Annotated in this window: 10 protein-coding genes and 1 pseudogene; 6 read left to right on the forward strand and 5 right to left on the reverse strand. The window is 61.1% G+C overall.

All coding sequences use genetic code 11. The annotated features are described in order from the left end of the window. Nucleotides 1–200: 200 nt before the first annotated feature. The 5 genes from prfB to ACMX25_RS03695 form a co-directional block, all read right to left on the reverse strand. A protein-coding gene (gene prfB / locus ACMX25_RS03675) for a peptide chain release factor 2 (protein WP_414948181.1) occupies nt 201–1,305 on the reverse strand; the annotation gives its coding sequence in 2 pieces (ribosomal slippage) (nt 201–1,223 and nt 1,225–1,305; 1,104 coding nt in all). Between the two features lie 105 nt (nt 1,306–1,410). After that, the gene (gene recJ / locus ACMX25_RS03680; protein ID WP_414948182.1) at nt 1,411–3,117 is read right to left on the reverse strand and encodes a single-stranded-DNA-specific exonuclease RecJ; all 1,707 of its coding nucleotides are present in this window, start codon (nt 3,115–3,117) and stop codon (nt 1,411–1,413) included. A 41-nt stretch (nt 3,118–3,158) separates the two neighbouring features. Then, nucleotides 3,159–4,271, reverse strand: a complete 1,113-nt coding sequence (locus ACMX25_RS03685) for a regulator (RefSeq protein WP_414948183.1) — start codon at nt 4,269–4,271, stop codon at nt 3,159–3,161. Between the two features lie 281 nt (nt 4,272–4,552). Next, the gene (locus ACMX25_RS03690) at nt 4,553–4,855 is read right to left on the reverse strand and encodes a HigA family addiction module antitoxin (protein ID WP_414948184.1); all 303 of its coding nucleotides are present in this window, start codon (nt 4,853–4,855) and stop codon (nt 4,553–4,555) included. A gap of 13 nt (nt 4,856–4,868) precedes the next feature. Next, the gene (locus tag ACMX25_RS03695; protein WP_414948308.1) at nt 4,869–5,147 is read right to left on the reverse strand and encodes a type II toxin-antitoxin system RelE/ParE family toxin; all 279 of its coding nucleotides are present in this window, start codon (nt 5,145–5,147) and stop codon (nt 4,869–4,871) included. A gap of 483 nt (nt 5,148–5,630) precedes the next feature. On the opposite strand from ACMX25_RS03695, the gene ACMX25_RS03700 reads away from it, so the two are divergent. From ACMX25_RS03700 to ACMX25_RS03725, 6 genes and pseudogenes are all read left to right on the forward strand, one after another. Then, on the forward strand, nt 5,631–6,884 hold the full coding sequence (locus tag ACMX25_RS03700) for a lipoprotein-releasing ABC transporter permease subunit (protein WP_414948185.1): 1,254 nt from the start codon (nt 5,631–5,633) through the stop codon (nt 6,882–6,884). Then, nucleotides 6,877–7,584, forward strand: coding sequence for a lipoprotein-releasing ABC transporter ATP-binding protein LolD (lolD, locus tag ACMX25_RS03705; protein WP_414948186.1), 708 nt, complete (start codon nt 6,877–6,879; stop codon nt 7,582–7,584). The genes ACMX25_RS03700 and lolD overlap by 8 nt, the downstream gene beginning before the upstream one ends. Nucleotides 7,585–7,619: 35 nt before the next feature. After that, on the forward strand, nt 7,620–8,408 hold the full coding sequence (locus tag ACMX25_RS03710) for a TatD family hydrolase (RefSeq protein ID WP_414948187.1): 789 nt from the start codon (nt 7,620–7,622) through the stop codon (nt 8,406–8,408). Nucleotides 8,409–8,557: 149 nt separating this feature from the next. Then, nucleotides 8,558–9,589: pseudogene (locus ACMX25_RS03715) on the forward strand (ComEC/Rec2 family competence protein); the annotation flags it as partial. 296 nt (nt 9,590–9,885) lie between these two features. Further along, entirely contained in the window at nt 9,886–11,082 is a 1,197-nt protein-coding gene (locus tag ACMX25_RS03720; RefSeq protein ID WP_414948188.1) for a DNA internalization-related competence protein ComEC/Rec2, read from the forward strand. A 72-nt stretch (nt 11,083–11,154) separates the two neighbouring features. Continuing rightward, on the forward strand, nt 11,155–12,030 hold the full coding sequence (locus ACMX25_RS03725; protein WP_414948189.1) for an alpha/beta fold hydrolase: 876 nt from the start codon (nt 11,155–11,157) through the stop codon (nt 12,028–12,030). The last annotated feature ends 106 nt before the right edge of the window (nt 12,031–12,136 follow it).

Raw genomic sequence — 12,136 nt, forward strand, 5'->3', positions numbered from 1 at the left:
CGGCTTGGGTCTTGGGCCTGCTGCTGCGTCTTGAGTGTCGAAGCACAGGCTTCACGGAGGGTCGCTAATTTTTAGCCATGCAATGCTGCAATACATTACTGAAATGAATTGCCGCGAACGAAGCGAACGAAGCGAGACGGTTGGCGTGGCTCGCTTGTTGCCAAAGCCGAGCCGTTTGCTTGCCGTTCGCTCGCGTCTGCTTACACGCCCTGTTTGAGACTGGCGCCGATGAAGTCGTCCAGGTCGCCATCCAGCACGGCCTTCGTGTTGCTGATTTCCACGTTCGTGCGCAGATCCTTGATGCGGCTGTTGTCGAGCACGTACGAACGGATCTGATGACCCCAGCCCACGTCGGTCTTGCTGTTTTCCAGGTTGTCTTTCTCAACCTGACGCTTGCGCATTTCGAACTCGTACAGCTTCGCTTTCAGCATCTGCATGGCTTCGGCGCGGTTCCTGTGCTGCGAGCGGTCGTTCTGGCACTGCACGACAATCCCGGTTGGCGCGTGCGTCAGTCGCACAGCCGAATCGGTCTTGTTGATGTGCTGTCCGCCCGCGCCGGACGCGCGATACGTGTCAGTGCGAATGTCGGCCGGATTGATATCGATTTCGATGGAATCATCGACTTCCGGATACACGAAGATCGATGAAAACGACGTATGGCGTCCGCCGGACGAATCGAAGGGCGATTTGCGCACGAGGCGGTGAACGCCTGTTTCGGTGCGCAGGAAACCGTAGGCGTATTCGCCTTCCACCTTGATGGTCGCGCTCTTGATGCCGGCGACGTCGCCGTCGGATTCTTCGAGAACTTCGGTCTTGAAGCCTTTGCGTTCGCAGTAGCGAAGGTACTGGCGCATCAGCATGGCTGCCCAGTCGCACGCTTCCGTGCCGCCGGCGCCGGCCTGGATATCGATGAAGCAGTTGTTCGGGTCGGCCGGGTTCGAGAACATCCGGCGGAACTCCATGTCTTCAACGCGTTTTTCGAGCGCCGCCGCGTCTGCTTCGCATGAGACGAGCGTGTCTTCGTCGTTTTCCTCGCGGCCCATGTCGAAGAGATCTTGCGTGTCGCGAAGATCGTTATCGAGGTCCGTGATGGTCGTGACGACGTTGTCCAGCAGCTTTTTCTCGCGGCCCAGGGCTTGGGCGTTTTTCGAGTCGTTCCAGACGTTCGGGTCTTCTAGTACCCGGTTGACTTCTTCAAGACGCAAGGCCTTGTCGTCGTAGTCAAAGATACCCCCGGAGCTCGCCAGCGCGACGGCGCAGGTCGGCGAGGAGGTTCTCGATTGCGTTTAGACGTTCCGCTTCCATTTGATCGTTTTCAGGTTTTTTGGCTAAGAGGGAAATTATAACTTAGCGGGCGCGGCGTATTGGCGCGTGGTTAGGGGCGAGCGCGTTGACTAGTCCGGCGTTTCTTCACCCAACAGCGTGCTCGACGATCATCTGCACCCGCGCGACCCCGTTCCAGGTATCGGAAACCAGCCGGTACGCCACGACGGTGCGCGCTGGCAGCGTATCCGTGTGATTAAACCAGATGGCGTTGAATCGTTGCTGCCCGCGCCGCAATTGCAGCTTCAGATGCTTGTCCTTGACCAGCGCCTGGGACGCCACTTCGAACTCCCCGGAAAACACCGGCGCCGGAAAACCTTGCCCCCACACCGCGCCATCGATCAACTCGACAAACTGCGGCGTGAAATAAGCGTCCTCGAGTTCGCCATCGGTTTCAACCACGCGTGACAACGCGTCCGACGTCAACCACTCCCGCCCGACGGTTTCGAACGCCGCGGTAAAGCGGGGAATATCGGCGGTAACAATGGTCATCCCCGCGGCCATCGCGTGGCCACCGAATTTCACGATCATTCCGGGTTCGCGCTTGGAAATCAGATCGACGGCATCGCGCAGATGGAATCCCGGAATCGAGCGCCCCGATCCCTTCGATAAGACCCCGCTGCCATCGGCGTGAGCAAACGTGAACGATGGCCGGTGAAACTTCTCCTTCAGCCGACCCGCGACAATCCCGATCACACCCTGATGCCACGCCGGATTGAACAACGTCAACGTGGCGGAGTCTGCCGGATCGATACTCGCCAACTCTTCGAGCGCCTGTTCCTGCATGCCGGCTTCAATCTCGCGCCGCTCGCGATTGATCGAATCCAGTTGCTGCGCCAGTTCCCATGCACGGCCGATGTCATCGGTGATCAGGCATTCGATTCCGAGCGACATATCCGATAAGCGTCCCGCCGCATTCAGCCGCGGCCCCAGCGCAAAACCGAGATCGAAGCCCGACGCGGCGCGCGCGTCGCGTGCAGCTGCGCGAAACAGCGCCGCGATGCCCGGTTGCATGCGTCCCGCGCGAATGCGCTTCAGGCCCTGCGCGACCAGGATGCGGTTGTTCGGATCGAGCTTCACGACGTCGGCGACGGTGCCGAGCGCGACCAGATCGAGCAGGCCGTCCAGACGCGGTTCAGGAAAGTCAGTGGTGAAAGCATTGCGACGACGCAACTCGGCGCGCAACGCGAGCAGCACGTAAAAAATCACCCCCACGCCCGCGATGCACTTGCTTTCGAACGTACAGCCTGGCTGGTTGGGATTCACGATCGCGCGCGCGGGCGGCAGATCGTCGCCGGGTAGATGGTGATCGGTCACCAGTACATCGATACCCAACGCATTCGCGGCCTCAACGCCATCCACGCTGGCAATGCCGTTATCGACGGTAATCAGCAGATCCGGTTTCCCACCCGCACGGCTGGCAGCGAGCCCGACAATCTCCGGCGTCAGGCCATAGCCATATTCGAACCGGTTCGGCACCAGGTAATCGATCTGCGCGCCGAACATCCGCAAGCCGCGCACGGCGACGGCGCACGCGGTGGCGCCGTCGCAATCGTAGTCAGCGACGACCAGCATGCGACGGTTGGCGGCGAGCGCATCGGCGAGAACGATGGCGGCTTCATCGCAACCTTTCAGCCCGACGGGCGCGTGCAATTTCTTGAGTTCGGTCTCGATCTCTTCCGGCGAACACACGCCACGCGACGCGTACAAACGCGCGATGACAGGATGAACGCCATGCCGCATGAGGACGGCAGCGTCGACGGGAGAGGGCGCGCGGGTGACGATTCGGGTCATGCGGACAGGCCGGTGATTACTTGTTTCATTATGTGTGTCACTCATTCGATAAGCAGCGCCGCGATCGGACGCCGCCGCCAGAATTTGCGTAGCGCGCCGCGCGTGACGGTCAGCGAAACAGAGCCGGTATCGCTGCACAACGTGAGGTGCAACGTGCCGAGCGTTCCGTTTTCCAATGCAGCCAAAGCGGGCGCAAACCAGTCGCGCTCCAGCGTACCGAGGGCATCGTTCCAGCGCGCCCAGTCCTGTTCGATGAACGGCGCGGAAAACGGATCGAGTTCGATCAGCGTGCGGCCATCGGTTGCCTTGGTTGTTGAAGCCATGAAAGCGCCGAACGATGCCGGCGGCGCTTGCGGAGCGATATCGGCTACCAGTGCGAGGCCGCGCGTGGCCGGCGCGTTCGACATCACCTGCCCGAACGGGCTCGTCACGCTGCGAAGCGCGCCTTGCGCATGCAACCAGATGGAGTTGATTGCGGGCAAGCCGCGCGCTTCACGTTCTTCGTTAAGCGGATGCTCGAACCACGCCATCTGCACTTCGTTCTGAAGCTTCATCCACGAACGCGAGCGTTCGCCCGTGCCCGCTTCGTGCGGCAACCAGATTTCGATGTTGCGCCCGCTCGCGCGCAACGGCGACGCCCCCGCCAGCGCGCCGAGATTCGGTCCAGCGACGTACCAGCGTACCGGCTGCGGCGCCTGAATGGTCAGTCCGAGGTCTTCTATCAGCGGCTTGGCGACATCGAATAACGTGCGGGCTTCGTGCTCGTCCACTCCGAGCGTTGCCGGGTCGATCAGGACTAGATGATCACGCGCGATCCGTACGTGCACTGGTTCGACGCATGCCCAGATGGTGTCGCCTGGCGTTCCACCGTCGGCAAGCAACATATAGGGCGCGAGCGGCGCTTCGTCGGCGGCTTGTCCGGGTGTCTCGTTCACCACGCCGAACTGCCGTGCAATCCAGCGCTCGTGCGGCAGCGTGCGCTGGAAATCCTCGCCGACCACGCGCTCATTGAGCGTCGCGCGGGCCAGCAGCCGGTCGAGCGCGGGGCGGTCCAGCTTGTGCAGCGCGGTGGCGGCGTCCGCAGCCGATGGCAGCGCGAACGGCAAGAGAAGGTGAAGATCTGGGAGCTTGGACGTGGGCATGATGCTGCGCATTGTAGGGCAAAGGTCCCGACCTTTTCCGGGGGCTTGCCGTTTGCGTCGTGTGCTCTACGTAACGCCCGGACAGCTGCCGGATACGAAAATGAACCCTTGAGCGCGTCAAAGCTGGGCGACGTCGGAGCGTTAGAGATACGCCTGTTGCACGTCGGCATGGGTTCCATCGCTCGCGAACAAAATTCGCTAACCCCTCTTCCAAGGTTCTGCCTCAAGGCTGTGCAACGACATATGAAGCCAGAGCAACAGCAAATGCCCGGCTTGATGCGTCGCGTGCGGCTTCACGTGCGCACCGACTCGCGCGGCTCGACCTTCCGATCGATTTCACTACGCGTTGGCAATGTTTTCAGGTCATACATGGCTTGGAGATTCAGCCAGAACTCGGGCGTGGAGTCGAAATAGCGTGCAAGGCGATAAGCGGTGTCGGCCGTAATGCCGCGCCGTTCCTTCACGATTTCATGCATACGCGTAGCCGGCACGTTAAGCGCCAGCGCCAGAGCATTCACGCTCATTTCGAGCGGAACAAGATAGTCTTCTCGCAAGATCTCGCCCGGATGAACCGGACGCATGCCGTTCTTGGACATGTGCTTTCCTTTTTCAGTGATAGTCAATGATTTCGACGTCGACAGGACCCTTCGTCGTCCATTTGAAACAAACGCGCCACTGGCCATTTATACGGATGCTGAGCTGACCCCGTCTTTCACCGGCAAGGGACTCAAGCCGGTTGCCGGGCGGCGACTTCAGATCGCGTATTTCCACCGCAGAGTCCAGCGCCGAGAGTCTTCTGATTGCGACATTGGCGATTGCCCGAAACCGCTTCGGTGTTTCGCCTTCATAAAGTGCTTGAGTGTCCTTGCACCGGAACGTTAGGATCATTATGTTTATCGTATAACGTTTTGCGTAATACGTAAAGAGTTGCAATCATGAGCCATCGCGGCGGCAGGGGCTGAGTTTTGACGGGATATTGCCGCGTGGGTGAGTCAGGCGAGTATGAACTGCGGGATCGGCGTGTGAAGTCAGCCGAATGGCCAGCATGGCGGCTCACGCCGTGGTTTTTCGCTCGGTCGCGTCGTCCGGGCTAAAGGTTCGGCTAAAGGTTCGGCTAAGAATTGTGTGGCAAACTTCGCGCTTGATCGCAGACGGATCGGTGCGGATCGGCGCGTCCCGCTCGCGCCAGATCGATGCGGTAAGGATTGAGAAGATGTTGTGATTGCCACCCGGGCGGACTGGCTCGGGTTAGACAATGGCGCAAGTCATGGGTCGCGCTCTTCACGGGCGCGTGGATTGAAACAAACAAACAGCCGCGCCGCCTGTGCGATGTAAAGATCGAAGAACGTTAGAACGCTGAAAAGGAATCGCTTGAAACTTCCCTACGAATGGCAGATCGGCTGGCGCTATACCCGCGCCGGCAAACGCACCACCGGCAACGGTTTCATCTCGTTTATCGCGCTGGTATCCATGGCGGGTATCGCCCTTGGCGTCGCGGCGCTGATCGTGGTGCTCTCGGTAATGAACGGGTTCCAGAAAGAGGTCCGCGACCGCATGTTGTCGGTGCTCGCGCACGTCGAAGTATTTTCGCCGACCGGGTCCATGCCCAACTGGCAGCTGACCGCGCAGGAGGCGCGCAAGAATCCGGAAGTGATCGGCGCGGCGCCCTACGTGGACGCCCAGGCGCTGCTTACGCGGCAAGGCGCGGTCAGCGGCGTGGCGTTGCGCGGCGTCGAGCCATCGCTGGAACCGCAGGTCTCGGATATCGGCAAGGAGATGCGGGGCGGCACGCTCACCGATCTCGTGCCGGGTAGCTTCGGCATTGTGCTGGGCGCGGATCTGGCGACCAACCTGGGCGTGACCACCGGCGACAAGATCACGCTGGTCGCGCCCGAAGGCACGATCACGCCGGCGGGCATGCTGCCGCGGCTCAAGCAGTTCACCGTGGTCGGCGTGTTCGAGTCGGGGCACTACGAATACGACTCCACGCTGGCGCTGATTTCCATCGCCGACGCCCAGGCGCTGTTCCGGCTGCCGGCTCCAACGGGCGTGCGCCTGAAGCTGAAGGACATGCAGCGCGCGCCGGAAGTCGCGCGGCAACTGTCGCGAACGCTGACTGGCGACCTCTATATCCGCGACTGGACGCAGCAGAACAAGACCTGGTTCTCAGCCGTTCAGATTGAAAAACGCATGATGTTCATCATTTTGACGCTGATCATTGCGGTGGCGGCGTTCAACCTCGTCTCGTCGCTGGTGATGACGGTGACCGACAAACAAGCGGACATCGCCATCTTGCGCACGCTTGGCGCGCAACCCGGCTCGATCATGAAGATCTTCGTGATCCAGGGCGTGACAATTGGCTTTATCGGTACGGCGCTCGGCGTGACGCTGGGGTGCCTTATCGCGTGGAGCATTCCGTGGCTCGTGCCCATGATCGAGCATCTTCTGGGCGTGCAGTTCCTGCCGCCGTCGGTGTATTTCATCAGCGAATTGCCGTCCGAACTCGTTCCCGCCGACGTCGCGCGGATCGGCCTTATCGCATTCGTATTGTCATCGCTCGCGACGCTCTATCCGAGCTGGCGCGGCGCGAAGGTTCGCCCGGCGGAGGCACTGCGCTATGAGTGATAACAACAGCAACATCGTGCTTGAGGCGACGGCGATTTCGAAGACGTTCGTGCAAGGCGGCTTCAACGTGCAAGTGCTGGACAACGCAGAATTGCAGGTCCGACGCGGCGAGAAGCTGGCGATCGTCGGCGCCTCGGGATCAGGTAAAAGCACGCTGCTGCACGTGCTCGGCGGTCTCGACGAACCCAGCGCGGGCAAGGTCTCGCTGCTCGGCAAGCCGTTCACTGCATTGCGTGAACGCGAACGCAACGAGCTGCGTAATCGTGCGCTCGGTTTCGTGTATCAGTTTCATCATTTGCTGGCGGAATTCAGCGCGCTCGATAACGTCGCCATGCCGCTGCGCATTCGCCGCATGAGCGAAACGGACGCGCGCAAGGAAGCCATGGCCGTGCTCGATCGCGTGGGGATTGGCCATCGGGCTAAACATCGGCCAGGGGAATTGTCGGGCGGCGAGCGTCAACGTGTGGCGATTGCACGCGCGCTGGTTACGCGCCCGGCATGCGTTCTCGCCGATGAGCCGACCGGCAACCTTGACGGCGCCACCGCGGACACGGTGTTCAATTTGATGCTGGAGTTGTCGCAGACGTTCGAAACGAGCTTCGTGATCGTCACGCACGACCCCGATCTCGCCGCGCGCTGCGACCGCATCATGCGTTTGCGTGACGGTGTGTTGTTCGAGGAGCCGGTCGTCCCTGTTTAATAGCTGGATAAGCGCTGGAATGCTGGAGGCGTTGCATGTGGATCGACACGCATTGCCATCTCGATGCATCTGAATTCGATGTCGACCGCGATGATGTCGCGGCATCGGCGTTGAAAGAGGGCGTCTCGCGGATCGTGATTCCAGGTGTGAAGCGCCAGAATTTCGACCGGGTGCGCGAGCTTGCGCATCGTATTGAGGGCGGTGCTTACGCGCTCGGCATTCACCCGTTGTTCACGCCACGAGCGCAGGACGACGATCTGCGCGTGCTGCGCGAGCAAATTGCCGCGAGCATGGACGATCCGAGGTTTGTGGGTATCGGCGAGATCGGGCTGGACTATTTCGTGCCCGGCCTCGACGATGCGCGCCAGACCTTCTTCTATTACGAGCAGCTCAAGCTCGCACGCGAATTTGATTTGCCGGTGATCTGCCATGTGCGCAAATCGCAGGACAAAGTGCTCAAGGGCTTACGCGTGTTCTCCGTCAAACTCGGTATCGCGCACGCCTTCAACGGCAGTTTTCAGCAGGCCGAAGCGTTTCTCGCGCACGGCATGCGGCTCGGTTTTGGCGGCAACCTGACCTTCGAGCGGGCTCGCCAGATTCGACGTCTCGCCGCAGAGCTGCCACTGGACGCGATCGTGCTCGAAACCGATGCGCCCGATATCGCGCCTTCATGGCTCTACAAGCATCGCAACGCGCCGGATCAGGTGCCTGGCATCGCGCGAGTGCTTGCAGAATTGCGCAGCATTGGTGAAGAGACGCTTTCTCTAGGCACAACGGCTAACGCGCACGCCGCACTGCCGCGGCTCGGCCTTATCTCCGCATAATCAGTTCTTCGTATTCGTTCGATTGCAGGCATTGAAGGGCGACACTTTCCTTCGATGCGTCTGCGCTCGCGTCGAGTTCTTGAGGAGCGGGCGGGCGGGGTATCTTGATTGGCTTTGCGCTGGGAATCGCGTGTTTGCAGCAGCAAGCTGTGTTGCCTGGTGCTCTTGTTTTGTGGGGGCTTCTGCTCCTGCTCGCGCTTGCCTGCGCGCTCGCGGTTTATGTCCCACGTTGGCGGGCGGTATTCATGATTGCGGCTGCACTGATTATTGGCTTTGGTTACGCCGCCTGGCGCGCAGAGACGCGATTGCAACGCGTCTTGCCCGTTGCGTTCGAGAACCGCAACATCGAGTTGACGGGATTCGTGCGCGGACTGCCATTGCAAGACGCGGACAGCACACGGTTCTTGTTTGAAGTCGAATCGAATGAAGCCGCTTTGCCGAACTTCCCTCGGGTCGTACAACTGTCTTGGCTGACCTTGGACGGATCAAAACGCGGTCCTGCCGAGGCGCCGCCGCCCGCTCTTTGGGCCGGTCAACGATGGACACTGGTCGCGCGATTAAAACGTCCGCATGGCAATGCCAATTTTCGTGGCCGCGATGCTGAAGTGGCGCTGCTCGCCCGCAACATTCGCGCGATCGGTTACGTTTCCATGCCGGGCGCGGCGCGGCGTTTGCCTGCCGATGCGCATGGTTTCGCGCTCACGATCGATCGTTGGCGTTCGCGGTTGCGCGAGCGGGTTTTAAAGGCGCTAGACGACGCCCCGCATCGGGGAATTATCGTAGCGTTGGCAACAGGCGCACAGGACATGGTTAGCGACGCTGACTGGACCTTGCTGCGCGCGACCGGCACCAGCCATCTGGTCGCGATTTCCGGACTGCATATTGGTTTTGTCGCGGGACTCGCGGCGTTATTGAGTGGCGGGTTATGGCGCCGCCTGCGTTGGCGCGGGATGCCCGCGCCGCTGATCGTATCGGCGCAAAAAGCGGCGGCAGCTGGTGCGGCGGTATTCGCAGCCTTCTATGCCGTGCTCGCCGGATTCAACGTCCCCGCGCAACGATCGATGTGGATGCTCTGCTTCGTCGCGCTCGCGGTGTTGAGCGGCCGCCGGCCCGCGTCTTCGCTGGTGCTTGCGTGGGCGCTGGGGTTGGTGCTGCTTGCCGATCCATGGGCGGTGACGGCAGCGGGATTCTGGTTATCGTTCTGTGCCGTGGCCGCCATCCTGTTCGCGATTGCATCGCGCGGGCGCCAGGCGTCGGTCGGATTCGCGGAGGAGTTCGCGGCGCCTCAGGCAGATGAAGGCGGTTCGCCGGACGAACCCGCCGAATCCAGTGATCAAGGCGATGAACGCAACGCTCAGCCACGCCGCCACATTCGCGACCGGCTCGGCGACATGATCGGCGAGTCCGCGTTCGCTTGCTGGCGTGCCTTGGACCTACGGCTCGGCGGATCGGCCGCGGGATTGTATCGAGTGCGCGCGTGCAATACGCCATCACGCTCGGACTCGCTCCACTCACCGCGTACTGGTTTTTCCAGATCCCACTGCTTGGGCCGCTTGCTAATGCGTTCGCGATTCCCTGGATCAGCTTTCTTGTTACGCCGACCGTCCTTGTGGCCGTCTTGCTTCCCGCACCGCTCGACGTATTTGCGTACCGCGCGGCGCACAGCTTGTTAGTCCCAATGTTCAACGCGCTTGCCCACCTGTCTGGACCCACATGGACGCTCTGGCGTTTGCCGCAGCCAGATGGTTTCGCGCTTGTAGCAGCGGCATTCGGCGTGTTGTGGGCGCTCGCTCCGCGCGGCTGGCCGCTGCGGTTCGCCGCTCCGCTCACGTGGTTGCCGCTCGCGCTTCCTGTCTCGCACGCGCCTCCGAACGGCAGGTTTCGCGTGACGGCGCTCGATATCGGCCAGGGGTCTGCAATCGTGATCGAAACCACGCATCACACCTTGCTCTTCGATGCGGGTCCGGGCCCCGAATCCACGCACGCCGGCGAGCGGCTTGTCGTGCCGTATCTATTTGCGCATGGTCTTTCGACCCTCGATACGCTGATGATCAGCCACTCGGATTCGTATCACTCGGGCGGTGCGCCCGCAGTGCTTGAGAGCATTCGGGTACGGCAATTCCTGGCGTCGCTGCGACCGCGCGAACCATTGTGGAAAGCGGCGCGGGATCATGGAAGCGCATTGTTGCGCTGCGTCGCGGGACAGCGATGGCAATGGGACGGCGTGATGTTCGACGTGCTGTGGCCACAGGCCGGACCTTTCGCCACAAAACCGAACGCCACGTCATGCGTGCTGAAAGTGACGAGCGGGGCGGGACGCTCGGCGCTGCTGGCCGCCGACATTGAAGCCGACGTCGAACGTCAGCTTTTGCAACTCAGGAAACCTGACCTCGCCTGGCTCCAGGCCGACATACTGATCGTGCCGCATCACGGCAGCAAGACTTCGTCTACCGAGCCTTTCCTCGACGCCGTGAGGCCGCGCGTCGCGGTATTTCAGGTAGGCTACCGCAACCGATTTAACCATCCGCATCCGACGGTTTTCGAGCGATATCGCCTGCGAAATATCGAGTTATCACGCAGCGACGAAGACGGAGCGGCGCGTATGGAAGTGTCGGCAGAGGTGTCTATCGAGCGTTTCAGGCAGACGCACGCGCGTTACTGGATGGGACGGTGAATCCACCATTAAAAATGAGACGCTGGAAAGAGCGTCACAAAGATAGAGTTGTAAAAAGAGAGGACACGCCGCTTGAAAGACATCCTGCATTTTTCGCATGCGAACGGATTTCCCGCATCGACCTATCGGACGATCTTCGCCGAGCTCGCCGACGATTACGAAATTCGCGCGGTCGAACGTTTTGGTCACGATCCGCGTTTTCCGGTGACACGCGACTGGCCGCATCTGGTGGATCAACTGCTCGAAGACATCGATGCGAGGCGTCCAGCCGAGGTGAAAGTGTGGCTGGTCGGGCATTCGCTGGGCGGTTATCTCTCATTGATGGCGGCGCTCAAGCGGCCGCATTGGGTGAAAGGCGTTGTGATGCTGGATTCGCCGGTGATCGCCGGCTGGCGTAGCAGTGTCCTGCGTTTATCGCAATGGACCGGGCTCGACACGCGGCTTTCGCCTGCCGCCGCCACTAAAAACCGGCGCACGCACTGGCCGAGCAGGGAAGATGCGTGGCGTCACTTTCATGCGAAAACCGCGTTCGCCCGCTGGGACGAGCGGATGCTGTCGGATTACATCGATTTCGCAATTCCGACGGAGGCGGGTCACGGGAGTGGAACTGGGAGTGGTACTGAAAGCGGCATTGACGGGACCATTGAAGCAGCCGCCATCCACCGCCAACGCAAGCTGGCTTTTGATCGCGAGGTGGAGTTTCGCATCTACAAGACGTTGCCGCGTACGCTGGGTGCGCGGGTCGCGCATGGCGTGCCGGTGCCGGTCGGGTTTATCGCGGGAACGCATTCGAAGGAGGTTCGCCACGTTGGACTGGATATGACGCGGCGTATTGTGGGCGGGCATTTCGAATGGATCGAGGGTGGTCATCTGTTTCCAATGGAACACCCGGTGGAAACAGCCCGCGCATTGCAGCGCACGCTTAATGGGCTGCGGCTTGACACGTAAGACGGCATACCATGGCGAAGCACCATTAAAAGCCGCAATTAAAGTCCGCCGCTTGCAGTGAATCGGGTTCCAACGCGGCCCCCTCCCGCGCTGGGTTCCGAGGCGT

Source organism: Caballeronia eucalypticola (genome assembly GCF_047608185.1).
Taxonomy (GTDB): Bacteria; Pseudomonadota; Gammaproteobacteria; order Burkholderiales; family Burkholderiaceae; genus Caballeronia.